Raw genomic sequence first — 18,053 nt, 5'->3', positions numbered from 1 at the left:
GGACGGGGTGACGTTGACGACGTCCACCGCGTGTTCGGCGCAGTACGCGGAGAGCGCTTCCGCGTCGCGGCGCAGCGCCTCGTCCAGCACGTGCACCTCATGGCCCTCCACCAGCCACAGCAGCTCCTCCCACGACATGTCGAAGGAGAACGAGACCGTGTGCGCGATCCGCAGCCGGCGCCCGCCCGCCGAGGCGACCACCGGGTCGAAGATCTCCTCGCGGTGGTTCAACTGCATGTTCGTCAGCCCGCGGTAAGGCGTCACCACACCCTTCGGACGGCCGGTCGAACCCGACGTGAAGATCACGTACGCGGCGGCGTCGCGCAGCGAACAACCGCGCCAACCGGTCCACCCGCGCATCCAACTCCGCGTACGACCACGCCTGCGACCCGAACACCAACGCCGTCTCACCCGGCACCAGCGCGGCCCGCTCCGCCAACAGCTCCGCCACCGACGCCGACGGCAACTCCCGCCCCGTCGAAGCCCACTCACCCAACAACGCCCGCTCACCGGACGTCAGCACGTCCAGGCTGCGGACGGGGCGGTCGGGGTCGGTGGTGAGCTGGTCGAGCAGCAGGACCAGGCGCTGGGCGTGCTGTTCGACCTCGGTGCGGTCGAAGACGTCGGGGCGGTACTTCCACTCGAAGGTGAGCGCCTCGCCGGGGTTGGTGATGAAGACCAGCGGGAAGTGCGCGGCGTCGACGTCCTCGACCTCGCGCACGCCGAGGCGTTCGCGCAGTTCGGCGCGGGTGGCGTCGTCGGCGGGGGTGTTGCGGAGCACCTGGAGGGTGTCGAAGAGGCGGCCGAAGCCGGTGCTGCGCTGGATGGCGCCCAGGCCGGTCTGGTGGTGCGGCAGCAGGGCGGCCTGTTCGGCCTGGTGGCGGGCGAGGAAGGCGGCGGCGCTCTCGCTGCCGTCCAGGGCGGCGCGGACGGGGACGGTGTTGAGGAACATGCCGATGGTGCCGTCGATGCCGGGCAGTTCGGCGGGGCGGCCGGAGACGGTGGCGCCGAACACCACGTCCTGCCGGTTGGTCAGCCCGGCGAGCAGCAGCGCCCAGGCGCCGGACAGCACGCTGTTCAGGGTGAGGCCGCGGGTACGGGTGAACTCGCCGATGCGGGAGGTGAGTTCGGTGCTCAGCCGGGCGGTGACGGAGTGCGGGAGCAGTCCGGCCCGTTCACGGGCCTGCGGGGCGAGCAGGGTCGGCTCGTCCAGGCCGGACAGCGCCTCGCGCCAGGCGGCGGCGCCCTGTTCGGTGTCGCGGGCGGCCAGCCAGCGCAGGAACTCCCGGTAGGGCAGGCCGGGTTCGGGGGCGGGCAGGTCGGCGCAGCGGCTCAGCAGCTCCTGCAGGAACAGGCCGGAGGACCAGCCGTCCCACAGCAGGGCGTGGTTGGTGACCAGGATCCGCTGCCCGCCACCGGGGGCGAGCACGGAGACCAGGCGCAGCAGCGGGGGCGCGGCCGGGTCGAACCGGGTGGCGGCCTCCTTCGCCTTCAACTCGTCGAGCCGGTCGGCGAACCGGGCTTCGTCCAGCTCGGACAGGTCGGTCTCGGTGAGCGGGACGTCGACGGCGCGCGGCACGAACTGGACGGGCCGGTCGGGGCCGGTCTGCAGGAAGCCGGCCCGCAGGTTGGGGTGGGCGTCCAGGACGGCGGCGACGGCGGCGCGCAGGATGGGCAGCGGGATGCGGCGGTCGAGGGTGATGACGTCGCGGGCGGTGTAGACGTCCACGGCGCCGTCGTCGTAGTCGGCTTCGAACAGCAGGCCTTCCTGGAGCGGCGAGACCGGCCAGACCTCGTCGATCTCCAGGTGCGGGGCCGCGGCCCGGACGGCGGCGAGTTCGGCCGCGGTGGCGGCGGGGAGTTCGGGCGGGGCGGGCAGCGTGGTGGCGGCCTCGCGGGTGTCGGCGAGCGCGGCCAGGGCGGCGGGGGTGCGGCGCTCGAAGACGTCGCGGGGGCTGAGGGCGAGGCCTTCGGCGCGGGCGGCGCCGATCAGCCGGATGGAGGAGATGGAGTCGCCGCCGAGCCGGAAGAAGTCGTCCTCGGCACCGGTGGCGGCGCCCTCGGGCAGCCCGAGCACCTCGGCGTACAGCTCGCACAGCAGCCGTTCGGTCCCGGTCTCGGCGGCGCGCGAACCGGTCGCGCCCGCGTGGTCGAGGGCGTCGTCGGGGAGGGCGGCGCGGTCGAGCTTGCCGTTGACGGTCAGCGGCAGGGCGTCGAGGACGGCGAACGCGGAGGGCACCATGTACGCGGGCAGGCGGGCGGCGAGCGCGTCCCGGACCTCCGCGGTGTCCAACTGCCCGGCGACGGCGGGCACCAGGTAGGCGACGATCCGGTCCACGGGGCCGCGGCGGACCAGCACGGCGCTGTGCGCGACGGCCGGGTGCGCGACCAACTCGGCTTCGATCTCGCCGAGTTCGATCCGGTAGCCGCGGATCTTGACCTGTTCGTCGGCCCGGCCCAGGTAGTCGAGGGCGCCGTCGGGGCGGCGGCGCACCAGGTCGCCGGTGCGGTACATCCGGGTACCCGGTTCGCCGAACGGGTCGGCGACGAAGCGGCCCGCGGTCAGGCCGGGGCGGCCCAGGTAGCCGCGGGCCAACTGCACACCCGCCAGGTACAGTTCGCCCGGCGCGCCGTCCGGCACCGGCCGCAGCAGGGCGTCCAGCACGTACGCGCGGCCGCCGGTGAGCGGGCGGCCGACGGCCGGGGCGGGGGTGTCGGCGAGGTCGGCGACCAGCGCGTCCACGGTGAACTCGGTGGGGCCGTAGTAGTTGAGCACGGTGGTGCCGGGCGCGGCGTCCAGTTCGGCCCGCAGCTGCGTCCACAGCGGCTCGGGCAGCGCCTCGCCGCCGAGCAGCAGCACCGGCGGGCGGTGCCCGCCCGACAGCAGGCCGCTGTCGAGGAGTTGGCGGGCGTAGCTGGGGGTGACGTCCAGGGCGTGGATGCGTTCGGCGCGGGTGTAGGCGACGACGGCTTCGGCGTCGCGGCGGTCGTCCTCGCCGAGCAGGTGCAGTTCGTGGCCGCCGAGCAGCCAGATCAGCTGCTCCCAGGAGGAGTCGAAGGAGAACGAGGCGGTGTGCAGGGCGCGCAGGCGTTCGGCGCCGGTGGTGGCCAGCGCGGTGGTGGCCAGCGCGGTGGTGGCCAGCGCGGTGGCGAACTCGCGGGTGAGGTGGTCGTGGACGAGGTTGGCCAGGCCCGCGTGGGTCAGCACGACGCCCTTGGGGCGGCCGGTGGAGCCGGAGGTGTGGATGACGTACGCGGCCTGCGCGGGGTGCACCGGCACGCTCACCGGCTCGACGGGGGCGGCGAGTTCGGCGCGCACGGCCGGGTCGTCGAGCAGCACGACGGTGGTGGCGGGGTGCTCGGGCAGCCGGGCCAGGACGGCGCGGGTGGTGAGCAGCACGGCGGGACGGGCGTCGTCCAGCAGCAGGGCGAGGCGCTCGTCGGGGTGGTCGAGGTCCATCGGCAGGTAGCTGCCGCCGGCCCGCAGGACGGCGAGCAGGGCGGTGACGGCCTCGGTGGAGCGGGGCAGGGCGAGGGCGCAGATCTGTTCGGCGCGCAGGCCGCGGTCCAGCAGCAGGCGGGCCAACGCGTCGGTGTCGGCGTCGAGTCGGGCGAAGGTGCGGGTGGTGCGGGTGCCGTCGAGGGCGGGGCCGACCAGGGCGCGGGCGTCGGCCGCGTCGGCGGCGCGGGCGCGCAGCAGGTCGTCGGCGCCGGGCGGCGGGACGGCGGGCAGGGCGGGGCCGGTGGCGGCGGCGGGGAGGGCGGCGCGCTCGGCGGCGGTGAGCAGGTCGAGGCGGGCCAGCGGGGCGTCCGGGTCGGCGGCGAACTGCTCGACCAGGCCGAGGAAGCGGTCGAGCACGGTGGCGGCCTGCGCGGCGTCGAACGCGTCGGGGCGGTACTCGAGTTCGAGCCGCAGGTCCGCGCCGGGCAGCAGGGTCAGGCCGAGCGGGTAGTGGGTGGCGTCGCGGGCGCCGAGCGCGGTGACGGTCGGGCCGTCGCCGTCCGCGGTGTCGAGCGCGCTCCTCAGGGCGTCGCCGCCGCCCTGGTAGTTCTCCACCACCAGCAGGGTGTCGAACAGCGGCCCGTCGGCGTCGGCGGCGCGCTGGATCGCGGCCAGGCCGAGGTGCTGGTGCTCCATCAACCCCGCCTGTGCGGACTGCACTTCGGCGGCAGCTGCGGCGAGGGTGGACCCGGCGGCGGGGCGTACCCGGACGGGGACGGTGTTGATGAACAGGCCGACCATCGACTCCGCGCCCGGCAGGTCGGCGGGGCGGCCGGAGACGGTGGTGCCGAACACGGTGTCGGTGCGGCCGGTGAGCGCGCCGAGCAGCACGCCCCACAGCGTGTACGCGACGTTCCCGAGGGTCAGGCCCCGGCTGCGGGCGGCGGCGGCGAGGCGGGCGGTCAGCTCGGGTCCGGCCTGCCGGGTGAGCAGGCCGGGTTCGACGGCGCCCGTCCCGGCGACGGCGGGCGCGACGGGGTGCGGGGCGTCGAACCCGGCGAGGGCGGCGGCCCAGGCGCGTTCGGCGGCGGCGCTGTCGCGGGTCGCCAGCAGGGCGAGGTGGTCGCGGTACGGGCGCACCGGCGGCAGCGCCTCGCCCCGGTAGAGCGCGAGCAGTTCGCGCACCACGATCGGCATCGACCAGCCGTCCAGCAGCAGGTGGTGGCAGGTCAGCACCAGCCGGTGCCGGTCGGCTCCCAGGCGCAGCAGGGCGAAGCGCAGCAGCGGCGGCGCGTCCAGCTCGAACGGGCGCTGCCAGTCCGCGTCCATCTCCCGCTGGACGTCGGTGTCCTGACCGTCAGTCAGGTCGACGGTGCGCAGCGGGGTTTCCACGGTGCGCTGCACGAACTGCAGGACGTCCTGCGGGTCCTCGTACCAGAACCCGGCGCGCAGGTTGGCGTGCCGGGCCAGCAGCGCGTCCACGGCGGCGGCCAGCCGGGGTTCCGCGACGGGGCCGGCCAGGTCGAGGTGCGCCTGCACCACGTACACGTCCCGCGCCCGGTCGTCGTACAGGGCGTGGAAGAGGAGGCCCTCCTGGAGCGAGGACAGCGGGTACACGTCCTCCAGGTCCGACGGGGCCGGGCTGGTCGCCTGCGGGTCGTCGTGCGGGGTGGTGGAGTCGTTCATCGCGGGGTTCTCAGTCCTGGGGTCGGTGGAACGGGACGGTCGGTCTGCGGAGGGGGTGTTCATCGGCGGCGGCGCCCGCGCAACTTGGACTCCAGCCGGTCGAGTTGGGACTGCTTGAGGGTGACCAGCCGCAGGTCGGCGGCGGCCAGGGGGGCCGGGGTGCGGAAGCCGTCCAGGGCGGCGAGCCAGGCGTCCGCGATGCGGGCGGCCTCGGTCTCCGTCAACAGGGCCTGCGGCCAGGAGAGTTCGACCTCCAGTTGGGGCCTCCCGGCACCGTCGGCGGTGATCACGGCGTCGATCTCCAGCGGGTGTCCGACCGGGGCGGCCGGATCGGGCCCGGCTCCGGCGGCGACCGCTTCGCGTTCGACGGCCGGGGCGAGCGGCCAGCCGCCGAGCGAGGGGGCGGCCTGGTCGGTGCGGCCCCGGTAGTTGAACAGCACCGGGGAGGCGGGTGCGGCGGCCAGCAGCGGGGCGGTCTGCGGGTTGAGGTGGCGCAGCAGGCCGTGGCCGAGACCCTTGTCGGGGGCGGCGCGCAGCTGCTCCCTGACCCGGGCGAGGGCCTCCGCGGGGGCGGCGGGGGCGGGGCCCGCGGCGTCGGGTTCCGTGAGGGCTGCTCCCGTGGGGGCGGGGCCCGCGGCGTCGGGTTCCGTGAGGGCTGCTCCCGTGGGGGCGGGGCCGGTGGCGTCGGCTCCCGTGGCATCGGGGCCCGTGGCGTCGGGGCCCGAGGCGTCGGGGCCGGTGAGGTCGAGTCCGGTGAGGTCCAGCCGGACGGGGTGGACGGTGGTGAACCAGCCGACGGTGCCGGACAGGTCGGGGGTGTGCGCGGGGTGGCCGGCGCGGCCGTGGCCCTCCAGGTCGATCCGGAGGACGGGCGGGGCGTCGGGGCGGGTGCGGGCCAGGCCGAGGGCGAGTCCGGCGAGCAGCAGCTCGTCCACGCCGGTGCCGGTGCCCGCGGCGGCGAGCAGCGGGGCGGTGCGGTCGGCGGGCAGGGTGCGGCGCAGGGTTCGCAGGGTGGCGGTGGTGTCGCGGGCCGGGTCGGTGGCGAGGTCGGCCAGGTGGCCGGGCGGGCCGGTGAGTGCGGTGCGCCAGTACGCGGCCTCGGCGAGGCGGGTGCGCTGCTGGGCGTGGGTGTGCAGGTGCGCGGCCCAGTCGCGGAGGGCGACGGGTTCGGGGGCTAGGGCGGGACGGCGTCCGGCGGCGGCGTCACGGTGGGCGGCGGCCAGTCGCGGGAGCAGGATGCGCCAGGAGACGCCGTCCACGGCGAGGTGGTGGACGGTGAGCAGCAGCCTGCCCTCGGCCCGGTCGCCCGCGTCGAACCAGACGGCGCGCAGCATCCGTCCGGCGGCCGGGTCGAGGGCGTCGGCGGCCCGGTCGGCCTCGGCGGTGAGCCGGTCGGGGGTGGGGCCGCCGGGGGCGGGGACGCGGCGCAGCAGGTCGGGGTCGGGGTCGGTGACGGTGGCGGGGTCGGTGCTGGACGGGAGAATCTCCTGGGTCCACAGGCCGTCGGTGTCGTCCAGCCGGGTGCGCAGCGCGGGGTGGGCCGCGACCAGGGCGGCGAGGGCGTCCCGCAGCGGCTGCTCGCCGAGCCCGCCGGGGACGGCGAGCAGCACGGACTGGTTGAACCGCCGTACGCTGCCGCCGCGTTCGCGCAGCCAGTGCACGACGGGGAGCAGCGGCACCGGGCCCTCGGCAGGAGCCGGGGCGGGGACCTCGACGGGGGCGGGGGCGGAGCTGCCGGTGAGGGCGGCGGTCAGCGCGGCGGGGGTGGGGTGCTGGAACACGTCCTTGGTGGTGATCGCGAGTCCGGCGGCCTTCGCCCGGCTGACGAGTTGCAGCGACACGATGCTGTCGCCGCCCAGGGCGAAGAAGTTCTCCTCCTCGCCGACCTCGGCCAGGCCCAGCACCTCGGCGAACACCCGGGCGAAGGCGGAGGGTCCGCGCTGGGCGGGAACGGCCGCGGGGGCGGTTGCGGGGGCGGCTGCGGGGACGGCCGCGGCCGCAGCGGTCCGGCGATCGGGTTCGGGGAGCGCCTTACGGTCCAGCTTGCCGTTGACGGACAGCGGCAGGGCGTCGAGGCCGACGATCACGGCAGGCACGAAGTACTCGGGCAGCGTGCGCGCCAGCCGCTCGCGCAGCGCCTGCGGGTCCGCTGGCGGCGGCACCACGTACCCGACCAGCTGCCGGGCACCGTTCGCCGTCCGACGAACCGTCACCGCCGCCTGCCCGACGCCCGGAAGCGCCACCAGCGCCGCCTCCACCTCACCCAGCTCGATCCGGAAACCACGGATCTTCACCTGGTCGTCGGTCCGGCCCAGGTACTCCACGCTCCCGTCCACCCGGTACCGCACCAGGTCGCCGGTGCGGTACATCCGCCCCCCCGGCCCACCGTACGGATCGGCGACGAAACGCCCCGCGGTCAGGCCGGGGCGGCCCAGGTACCCGCGGGCCAACTGCACTCCCGCCAGGTACAGCTCGCCGGGCACCCCCACCGGACACGGGCGCAGCGCAGCATCCAGCACGTACAGCCGGGTGTTCCAGGCGGGGCGACCGATCGGGACGGTTCCCGCGCCGGCCCAGGCGCGGTGGTGGGTGACGTCGACGGCGGCCTCGGTGGGGCCGTACAGGTTGTGCAGTTCGATCTGCGGCCACAGTGCCAGGAAGCGGTCGACGGCGGCGGCGGGCAGGGCTTCGCCGGAGCAGAACACCCTTCGTACGGTGGCGAACTGTCGCCGCAGGGTGTCGTCCTCCTCGGCGGCGGCGGTGAACGCGGTGAGCATGGACGGGACGAAGTGGCAGGTGGTGACGGCGGCGCGGGCGGCCAGGGCGGCGAGCTGGGCGGGGTCGCGGTGACTGCCGGGGCGGGCGAGGACGACGCGGGCGCCGATGGTCAGCGGGAGGAAGAACTCCCAGACGGAGACGTCGAACCCGGCGGGGGTCTTCTGCAGGATGCGGTCGGCCGCGCCGATCGCGTACATCTCGCGCATCCACTCCAGCCGGTTGACGACGGCCCGGTGGGTGACCAGGACGCCCTTGGGGCGACCGGTGGAACCGGAGGTGAAGATGACGTACGCGGCGTGGTCGGGGCCCGCTTCGGCGAGCGGGCGGCCGGAGCCCGCGGGCGCGGTGGCGGTGGCGGCGTCGACCGCCAGCACGGGGACGCCGGGCACGGCAGGCACGGCGGGCACGGCGGGGACGGTGCCGGACGCGCCGGGCGGGGTGAGGACGCAGACGGGCCGGGCGTCCGCGATCATGCCCGCGAGGCGTTCCGCCGGGTGGTCGGTGTCCAGCGGCAGGTACGCGGCGCCGGAGCGCAGCACGCCGAGCAGGGCGACCATCAGTTCGGTCGAGCGCGGCACGGCGACGGCGACCACGGTGTCCGGACCGGCACCCCGCTCCGCCAGTGCTTCGGCCAGGAGACCTGCGCGCGACCATAGTTGACGGTACGTCAGCTCCTGCCCCTCGTAGTCGACGGCGACGGCGTCCGGGGTGGCGGTGACGCGTTCGGCGATCCGGGTGACCAGGGTGCCTTCGCGGACGGGGATGTCGGTGGCGTTCCACTCGCCCGCCAGGCCGCGCAGTTCCTCGGCGGAGGTGGGTTCGATCCGGGCGATCGGCTGCCCGGGGTCGGCGAGGGCCTGTTCCAGGACGCGCAGCAGGCGGGTGCCGAACAGGCGGGCGGTGGCGCGGTCGAACAGGTCCTCGGCGTGGATGACGGTCAGGTCGGTGCGGGCGCCGTCGGCGGACTCCACGAAGGTGAACGCCAGGTCGAAGCGGGCGGCGTGCACGGGGTCGGGCAGCAGGGCGGTGCGGGCGCCGAGCAGGCGGTCCAGGCCGCCCGCCTCCTTGCGGTGCTGCACCATCACCTGGAACAGCGGGTGCCGCCCCAGGGTCCGCTCGGGGTTGACCAGTTCGACCAGCCGGTCGAACGGCAGGTCCTGGTGGGCGAGCGCACCGAGGACGGTCTCCTTCGCCCGCTCCACCAGTTCGCGGAACTCCGGTTCGCCGCCCAGGTCGTGGCGCAGCACCAGGGTGTTCACGAAGAACCCGACCAGCTGCTCCAGCGCCTCCTCGCCGCGTCCGGCGACGGGCGCGCCGAGCGCGACGTCGTCCGTTCCGGCCAGGCGGCCGAGCAGCAGGGCGGCAGCGGCCTGCACCACCATGAACGGGGTGGTGCCGGTGCTGCGGGTGAACTCGCCGAGTGCGCGGTGCAGTTCCTCCGGCAGGGCGAGCCGGACGGCGCCGCCGCGCCCGCTGGCCTCGGCCGGGCGGGGACGGTCGGCGGGCAGGGCGAGTTCGGCGGGCAGCCCGGCCAGGCGCTGCGCCCAGTACGCGGACTGCGCTTCCAGCGGGCGTTCGGCCTGCCACAGCGTGTGGTCGGCGAACTGGAGCGGCAGCGGCGGGAGTTCGGGGGCGCGTCCGGCCTTCCGGGCGGCGTACGCGGCGTCCAGGTCGCGCAGCAGCACGCCTTCGGACCACTCGTCGCCCGCGATGTGGTGCAGCGCCACGCTCAGCACGTGGCGGCGCGGCCCGGCGCTCAGCAGGACGGCCCGCACCGGGATCTCCCCGACCAGGTCGAACACGTGCGCGCCCGCGGTGGCGGTCTCGGCGTCCAGCCGGTGCCCGGCGACCTCGCGCACCTCGAACGGCACCCCGGCCTCGTCGGCGGACAGGATCCGCTGGTAGGGGCGGCCGTCGCGCTCGGCGCAGACGGTGCGCAGCGCCTCGTGCCGGGCGAGCACGTCGCCGAAGGCCGCGCGCAGGGCGTCGGCGTCGAGTTCGCCGTCGATCCGCAGGGCGCACGGGATGGTGTAGGCGGTGGACGGGCCCTGCAGGCGGTCCAGGAACCAGAGCCGGGCCTGCGCGGGGGCGAGCGGGACCAGTTCGGGCCGCGGACGGGCGGCGGGGGCCGCGGGGGTAGCGGAGACGTCGGAGGCGGCGTCGGAGGCGGCAGGGGCCTCACCCAGGCGGGCGGCGAGCGCGGCGGGGGTGCGGCTCTCGAACAGGGCGCGGATGGCGACCTCGGTGCCGAGCGCGGCGCGCAGCCGTCCGACCACCCGGGTGGCGAGCAGCGAGTGGCCGCCGAGGGCGAAGAAGTCCTCGTCGACGCCGACCCCGGGCCGGCCGAGCACCTCGGCGAACACCCGGCACACCAGCGCCTCGCCCGCGGTGCGCGGGGCGGCCCCGGCGGGCGCGGCGTACGCGTCGGCGCCGGGCTCGGGCAGGGCGTGCCGGTCGAGCTTGCCGTTGACGTTCAGCGGCAGCGCGGGCAGCACCACCAGCGCGGCCGGGACGAGGTACTCGGGCAGTGCCTCGCCGAGCGCCTTGCGCAGCACCGCCGGGTCGAGGCCGACGCCGGAGCCCGCCCCGGGGCCCACACCGGGGCCCGTGCCGGGAGCCGTACCGGCGTCCGCCGCCTCGGTGTCCGTACCGGGGGCGGCCACCACGTAGCCGACCAGTCGCTTGGCGCCGCCCGGGGCGGGCCGGACCACGACGGCGGCCTGCGCGACGCCGGGCAGGGCGGCGAGGGCGGCCTCGGCCTCGCCGGGTTCGACCCGGAAGCCGCGGATCTTCACCTGGTCGTCCTCGCGCCCCAGGTAGTCCAGGCTGCCGTCGGGGCGGTGCCGGACGAGGTCGCCGGTGCGGTACATCCGCTCCCCGGGCGGGCCGTACGGGTCGGCGACGAAGCGGCTCGCGGTCAGCGCGGGCCGGTTGCCGTAGCCGCGGGCCAGGCCGGGCCCGGCCACGTACAGCTCGCCGGGGGTGCCGGGCGGGACGGGGCGCAGCCGGGCGTCGAGGACGTAGCTGCGGGTGTTGCCGATCGGACGTCCGACGAAGGGGGTGGGGCTGTCGGCGAGGTCGGCGCCGAGGGTGTCGACGGTGTACTCGGTGGGGCCGTAGAAGTTGTGGCCGTGCACGCCGGGGGTCTGTCGGATGCGCTGCCACAGGGTGTCGCCGACGGCCTCGCCGCCGACCAGGAACAGCAGCGGGCGGTGCGCGGGGTCGTCGAGCAGGCCCCATTCGACGAGTTGGGCGCCGAAGGAGGGGGTGACGTCCAGGGTGTCGATCCGGTCGGCGAGCAGGCGGGCCGCGAGGGCCTGCGGGTCGCGGCGCAACTCCTCGCTGTAGACGTGCAGTTCGTGTCCGAGCAGCAGCCACAGCAACTGCTCCCAGGAGGAGTCGAAGGAGAACGAGGCGGTGTGCGCGGCCCGCAGGACGCGTCCCCCGGCGGCGGCGACGGCCCGGGCGAAGACCGTTCCGCCGTGGTGCTCCAGCATGTTGGCCAGGCCCCGGTGCGGCACCTGGACGCCCTTGGGGCGGCCCGTGGAGCCGGAGGTGTGGATGACGTACGCGAGGTGCCCGGGTTCGGGGCGGACGGGTTCGGGACGGGCGGGGTCGGCGAGCGGGAGGGTGCCCAGTTCGGCGAGCGGGACGGCGCCGAGCGCGGACTGCGCCAGGACGGGCCGCCGGGCGGCGAGTTCGGCGGTGGTGAGGGTCAGCAGCGGGGCGGCGTCGTCCAGCATCAGGGCGATCCGCTCGTCCGGGTGGTCGAGGTCGACCGGCAGGTAGGCGGCCCCGGCGGCGAGCACGCCGAGCAGGGCGGCGACCAGGTCGGCGGAGCGCGGCAGGGCGAGCGCGACCACGGCGTCCGGACGGGCGCCGAGCGCGGCCAGGCCGCGGGCGTAGGTGTCGACGCGCTCGGCGAGTTGACGGAACGTCAGGCGGGTCGTGCCGTGGACGACGGCGGTGCGCTCGGGGTGGGCGGCGGCGGTGGCACGGAAGGCGTCGACCACGGTGCCGGGCGGCACGGGGCGGTCGGTGGCGTTCCAGCCGGTCAGCACGGTGTGCCGCTCCGCGGCCGTCAGGACGTCCAACTGTCCGACGGGGGTTTCGGGTTCGGCGGCGATGGTGGCGAGCAGGCGCAGCAGGCGTTCGCCGATGGCGGCGGCCTGGGCGGGGGTGAAGGTGTCGGGGCGGTACTCGACGGTCAGTTGCGGGTGTTCGCCGGGGAGGGTGAGCACGGTCAGCGGGTAGTGGGTGGCGCCGCGGTTGCCGATGCCGGTGACGCGCAGGCCGCGGGAGGTCAACTCGCCTGGTTGCATCGGGTAGTTCTCGAAGACCAGCAGGGTGTCGAACAGGGTGCTGTGTCCGGCGGCGGCCTGGATCTGGGCCAGGCCCAGGTACTGGTGGTCGAGCAGGGCGGACTGCTCCTGCTGGAGCCGGGCCAGGGCGGCGGCGACGGGCTCGTCCTCGTCGAGCGCGAAGCGCACCGGCAGGGTGTTGCTGAACAGGCCCACCGCGGCCTCCACGCCCGGGAGTTCGCCGGGGCGGCCGGAGACGGTGGCGCCGAACACCACGTCGGTGCGGCCGGTGAGGCGGCCCAGCAGGACCGCCCAGGCGCCCTGCACCAGGGTGTTGAGGGTCAGGCCGTGGCGGCGCGCGGTGGCGGTGAGCGCGGCGGCCTGCTCGGCCGGGATCGGCAGCTCCAACTCCCTTGCCGCTCCGGCGTTCTCCTCCTGCGCGGACGCCCCGAGGGCGTCGGCGAGCAGGGTCGGGCCGTCCAGGCCGGCCAGGGCGCGGCGCCAGGCGTCGGTGTCGGCCCCGGTGTCGCGGGCGGCGAGGTGGGCCAGGTGGTCGCCCCAGCGCGGTGCGGCGGGCAGTTCGGCGGCCGCACCGGCGTCCGCGTAGGTGGCGAGGACCTCGCGCAGCAGCACGGGCGTGGACCAGCCGTCCATCACGATGTGGTGCCGGGTCAGCAGCAGCCGGTGCCGCTCGGGGCCGAGCACCAGCAGCGCGCAGCGCACCAGCGGGGGCCGGGCCAGGTCGAAGCGGCGGGCGGCTTCGGCGTCCTCGATCCGGGCGGTCTCCACCTCCTGCCGCTCCTCGTCGAGCGCGGACAGGTCGTGCTCGCTCCACGGGACGCGGACCCGGGCGGCCAGCGCCTGGACGGGCTCCCCGGCGGCGGTGAGGGCGAAGGCGGCGCGCAGCGCACCGTGCCGCCCCACCACGGCGTCCACGGCGCGCACCAGGGCGGTGCGGTCCAGCGGCCCGCGCAGGTCGAGCGAGGTCAGCGAGGTGTACGTGGCGTCGTCGCCGGGGGGCAGCATCCGGTCGTGGAACAGCAGGCCCTCCTGCAGCGGGGAGAGCGGCAGCACGTCCTCCAGCCCCGGGTAGCGGGCCGCCAGGGCGTCCAGGTCGGCCTGCGCGACGGGGGCCAGCGGCACGTCGGACGGGGTCGGCGCGGCGACGTCCGGCCGGGCCGCCCACTGGGCGAGGGCGTCCAGCCGGGCGAACCAGGCGTCGGCCAGCGCGCGGACCTCCGCTTCCCCGAACAGCGCCTCCGGCCAGGTCAGTTGCACGGTCAGCTCGGGCCCGTCGGCCCGCTCGTGGACGAACGCGCCGATCTCCAGGGCGTGCCCGCAGGGCCGCTCGGGGTCGACGGTCGCGGTGATCGCGTCCCCGGCGGCGGGGGCGGGCGTCCACGGTTCGCCGCTCGCGCCGAACCGGCCCAGGTAGTTGAACAGCAGCCGGGGCTCGGGCGCGTCCGCGAGGGCGAGCGCCCCGGCGGCGTCCAGGTGGCGCAGCAGGCCCCAGCCGGTGCCCGCGTTCGGCAGCATCCGCAGCCGCTCCTTCACCTCGGCCAGTGCGGCCCCCGGCTCCTGGTGACCCGACAGGTCCAGGTGCAGCGGGAACTCGCTGGTCAGCCAGCCGACGGTGCGCGAGGTGTCCGCGCCGGGCACGAGTTGGTCCTCCCGTCCGTGCCCCTCCAGCCGCAGCAGCAGCCCGCTCGCGGCGGCCTCCCCGTGCAGGGCGCGGCGGCGGTCCTGCACCGCCAGGGCGAGGGCGGTCAGCAGCACGTGGTCCACCCCGGCCCGGCGCGCCGCCGGAACGGCGGTCAGCAACGGTGCGGTGCGCTCCGCGGGAAGGGTCAGCCGCAGGCGGCGGGCCCGGGCGGCGGTGTCCCGGCGCGGGTCGAGCGGCGGCTCGGCCAGCAGCGGGGTCTGCGCGTGCGCCGACTGCTGCTGCCAGTACGGGAGTTCGGCGCGCACGGCCGGGCTGGCGGCCGCCTCGGTCAGCCCGTGCGCCCAGGCCCGCAGCGAGGTCGGTACCGCGGCGAGCGGGCGCCCCTCGTACGCGGCCCGCAGGTCCGGCAGCAGCACCCGCCAGGACACTCCGTCCACCGCGAGGTGGTGCACCACCAGCACCAGCAGCCCGTCCTGCCCCGGCCCGGCGTCGAGGTGCACGGCCTGCCACACCACGCCCAGCCCGGGGTCCAACCGCCCGGCAGCGGCTTCCCGCTCCACCTCCGCAGCCGTCGCCAACTCCCCCGGCGCGACCCGCAGGTGCCGCACCCGCTCGGCGGCCGACACCGCCCCGACGGGCTGCACCTCCAGCGTCCAGGCTCCGGTGGCGTCGTCGTACGGGCGCAGCCGCTCAGCCACGGGCGCAGCTTCGGGCCCGGCCCCGGGCAGGTCCGCGGTCCCGGTACCGGTACCGGTCTCGGTCTCGGTCTCGGGCCCGACGTGCAGGCGCAGGCGGAGCGCGTCGTGGTGGGCCGTGAGGGTGTCGAGGGCTGCGGTGAGGCGGGCCGGGTCGAGGTCGGCGGGGGCGGTGACGGTGGTGGACTGGCCGAAGCGGCCGATCGGGCCGCCCTGGTGGCGGAGCCATTCGGTGATGGGGGTGGCGGGCAGCGGTCCTTCGGGGGCGACGGCAGGGCCGGTGGTCGCGGCGGGGCCGGTGGTCGCGGCGGGGGTGAGGGCGGCGGCGATGCGGGCGACGGTGCGCCGGTCGAAGACGGTGCGCGGGGTGAGGGTGAGCCCGGCGTGGCGGGCGCGGCTGCCGAGCTGGATGGCGGAGATGCTGTCGCCGCCGAGCGAGAAGAAGTTGTCGTCCGCGCCGACCTGTTCGACCGGCAGGCCGAGGACTTCGGCGACGAGTGCGGCGAGGATGCGTTCGGTCTCGGTGCGCGGCGTGTCCGCGCCCGCCGTACCGGTGGCCGGCTCGGGGAGCGCCTTGCGGTCGAGCTTGCCGTTGACGGACAGCGGCAGGGCGTCGAGGCCGACGATCACGGCGGGCACGAAGTACTCGGGCAGGGTGAGCGCCAGCCGCTCGCGCAGCGCCTGCGGGTCCGCGGGCGGCGGCGCCACGTACCCGACCAGCTGCCGGGCACCGTTCGCCGTCCGACGAACCGTCACCGCCGCCTGTACGACGCCCGGAAGCGCCGCCAGCGCCGCCTCCACCTCACCCAGCTCGATCCGGAAACCGCGGATCTTCACCTGGTCGTCGGTCCGCCCCAGGTACTCCACCGCACCGTCCGGCCGGTACCGCACCAGGTCGCCGGTGCGGTACATCCGCTCCCCCGGCCCGCCGTACGGATCGGCGACGAAACGTCCGGCCGTCAGCCCGGGGCGGCCCAGGTACCCGCGGGCCAACTGCACGCCCGCGAGGTACAGCTCGCCGGGCACCCCCACCGGACACGGACGCAGCGCAGCATCCAGCACGTACAGCCGGGTGTTCCACACGGGGCGACCGATCGGGACGGTTCCCGCGCCCGGGACCGTGGGGTGGTGGGTGACGTCGACGGCAGCCTCGGTGGGGCCGTACAGGTTGTGCAGCGGAACGTCGGGCAGAACGGCGAACCAGCGTTCGACGGTGTCGGTGGGAAGGGCCTCGCCGGAGCAGAAGGCGCGGCGCAGGGTGGTGCAGCGGGTGGCGAGGTCGGGTTCCTCCAGGAAGGCGCGCAGCATGGAGGGGACGAAGTGCAGGGTGGTGACGGCCTGTTGGGCGATCAGGTCGGCGAGGTAGCCGGGCTCCTTGTGGCCGTCGGGGCGGGCCAGGACGACGGTGGCGCCTTCGGTCAGGGCCCAGAAGAACTCCCAGACGGAGACGTCGAACCCGGCGGGGGTCTTCTGCAGGACGCGGTCCTCGGCGGTGAGCCGGTACTCGTGCTGCATCCACTCCAGGCGGTTGACGATGGCCCGGTGGGTGACCAGGACGCCCTTGGGGCGGCCGGTGGAACCGGAGGTGAAGATGACGTACGCGGCGTGGTCGGGCCCGGCGGGCACGGGTTCGGCCTGCGCGGCTCCCGCTTCCCTGGCGCCCTCCTCGCGGGCGTCGAGCAGCAGGGCGCGCGCCGCGGCCTCGGCGGGCAGCCGGTCCAAGACCGCGCCGACGGTGAGGACCCGGACCGGGTCGGCGTCCGCGACCATGCCCGCGAGGCGTTCCGCCGGGTGGTCGGTGTCCAGCGGCAGGTACGCCGCCCCGGACCGCAGCACGCCGAGCAGGGCGACCATCAGCGCGGCGGAACGCGGCACGGCGACCGCGACCACGGCGTCCGGACCGGCCCCCGCCGCCGCCAGTTCACCCGCCAGTTCGCCTGTCTGCTGCCAGAGTTGACGGTACGTCAGCTCGCCGTCGGGGGCGACGACCGCCACCGCGTCCGGGCTGTGGGCGGCCCGGGCGGCGATCCGGTCGACCAGGGTCCCGGGCGGGACGTCGTGCCCGGTGGCGTTCCAACGCTCCAGGACGTCCGCCCGCTCCTCGTCCGCGAGGAGGTCCAGTTCGCCGAGCGGGCGTTCCGGCTCGGCGGCGAGGCGCTCCAGAAGGGCGGTGAACCGGCGGGCGTGCAGGGCGAGTTCGGCCTCGGTGTACAGGTGCGGGTTGGCGTCGAACTCCAACTGCAGGCGGTGGTCGGGGGTCTTGGCGACGGACAGCGAGAGGTCGTCGACGGGGCCGGCGGCGAGGTTGACGGTGTGGCCGGGGGTGCCCGCGAAGTCCAGGTCGAGGTCGAAGGGCTTGATGTTGAGCAGCGGCCCGTACAGCCGCTCGTCGGTGCCGACCAGACCGAGCGCGCGGCGCAACTCCTCGCCGCGGTGCAGCTGGTGGCGGCGGACGTCCTTGAGCTCGGCGGCGGAGCGGCGCAGCAGGGCGTCGAAGCCGTCGGCGGGGTCCACGGCCAGGCGCAGCGGCAGGATGTTGACGGCCATGCCGACCACGCGCGGGGTGCCCGGGGCGGTGCGGGCCATCAGGTGCATGCCGAGGACGGGGTCGGCGGTGCCGGTCATCCGGTGCAGGTAGGCGGCGAGGGCGGCGTGCGCGGCCTCGGCCCAGGTCACGCGGGCGGCCTTGGCGGCGGCCAGGACGGGGGCGGTGCGGGCGGCGTCGAGGGTGATCCGGTGGCGGAGCGCGGCGGGGGCGGCGGGGGCCTGCTGCTCGGTGAGGGCGCGGACCCGCGGGCGGTCGGCGTACCGCTGCTGCCACCAGTGGGCGTCGGCGGCGGCCGATTCGCCCGCCAGGTAGGCCCGTTCGGCTTCGCGCAGGACGGCGGCGGGCCGCAACGGGCTGTCCGGGACGTCGGTTCCGGCGGCGAGGGCGGTGTACACCTCGGCGACCCGGCGGGTGAACAGAGCGACGGCGTAACCGTCGACCACCAGGTGGTGGAACCACTGGAACCACAGGTGGCTCTCCTCCCCGGTGCGGACCAGCAGCGCGCCGTGCAGGGCGTCGCCGGACAGGTCGGCGGGGCGGGCGAGCTGGCGGCGCACCAGGTCGACGGCGGCCTGCTCGGGGTCGGTGGCGCCACTGGTGTCGATCCGGGCGAGCGTCCAGGCCCCGGGGTCGAAGCGGTGACGGCGGGCGGAGTCGCCGTTCGCCTCCACCGTCAGGTGCAGTCCGTCGGCCTCGGCGAGGGTGCGGGCCACGGCGGCTTCGAGCAGCTCGGGACGGAGCGGGCCGTCGATCCGGACGTACTGGCCGACGTTGTGGGCCGGGCTGCCGGGGTCGATCCGTTGCGCGGCCAGGACGCCGGCCTGGGCGGCCGTCAGCTCCTCCCGCTCGCCGTGCTCGGCCTGCGTGGTCGTGGTGCCAGCCATGGTCCGGCCCTTCCCGGTATCGGCGGCCGCCGGGCCCGGAGTGGGCGCGGGCCGGG

General features: G+C 76.2%; 1 protein-coding gene and 2 pseudogenes. All 3 read right to left on the bottom strand.

Annotation, left to right across the window (positions count from 1 at the left end):
* A pseudogene (locus tag OO57_RS47350) lies at nucleotides 1-1,759 on the bottom strand (condensation domain-containing protein); the annotation flags it as partial.
* A 159-nt stretch (nucleotides 1,760-1,918) separates the two neighbouring features.
* Nucleotides 1,919-5,128, bottom strand: a pseudogene (locus tag OO57_RS47345) (amino acid adenylation domain-containing protein); the annotation flags it as partial.
* A gap of 59 nt (nucleotides 5,129-5,187) precedes the next feature.
* Entirely contained in the window at nucleotides 5,188-17,997 is a 12,810-nt protein-coding gene (locus OO57_RS07870) for a non-ribosomal peptide synthetase (RefSeq protein ID WP_051776871.1), read from the bottom strand.
* Nucleotides 17,998-18,053 lie beyond the last annotated feature (56 nt).

Origin of the sequence: Kitasatospora phosalacinea (genome assembly GCF_000717185.1) — a bacterium.
Classification (GTDB): Bacteria; Actinomycetota; Actinomycetes; order Streptomycetales; family Streptomycetaceae; genus Kitasatospora; species Kitasatospora phosalacinea_A.
The sequence above is the reverse complement of the archived record's forward strand: the minus strand, read 5'-3'. Positions and strand labels throughout refer to the sequence as shown.

Coding starts and splice junctions, on each gene's coding strand:
- OO57_RS07870 (WP_051776871.1), bottom strand. CDS start 17,997: ATGGCTGGCACCACGACCACGCAGGCCGAGCACGGCGAGCGGGAGGAG.